Source organism: Aliidiomarina sp. B3213 (assembly GCF_003290085.1).
Lineage (GTDB): Bacteria > Pseudomonadota > Gammaproteobacteria > Enterobacterales > Alteromonadaceae > Aliidiomarina.
The window spans coordinates 1-279 of the sequence record NZ_QMKJ01000025.1 but is presented as its reverse complement, the minus strand read 5'-3'; the positions used below and the strand labels follow the sequence as shown (position 1 = coordinate 279).

The window sequence follows — 279 nt, the reverse complement described above, 5'->3', positions numbered from 1 at the left end:
GGTTACCTTGTTACGACTTCACCCCAGTCGCTGATCCTACCGTGGTCCGCTGCCTCCAAAAGGTTAGCGCACGGCCGTCGGGTAGAACCAACTCCCATGGTGTGACGGGCGGTGTGTACAAGGCCCGGGAACGTATTCACCGCGTCATGCTGTTACGCGATTACTAGCGATTCCGACTTCATGCCGTCGAGTTGCAGACGACAATCCGAACTGAGATGGTTTTTGGGGATTAACCCACTGTCACCACCATTGTAGCACGTGTGTAGCCCATCCCGTAAG

General features: G+C 55.6%; 1 rRNA gene. It reads right to left on the bottom strand.

The window, feature by feature from the left end:
* Positions 1-279 (bottom strand): 16S ribosomal RNA (locus DQX04_RS12400); the annotation flags it as partial.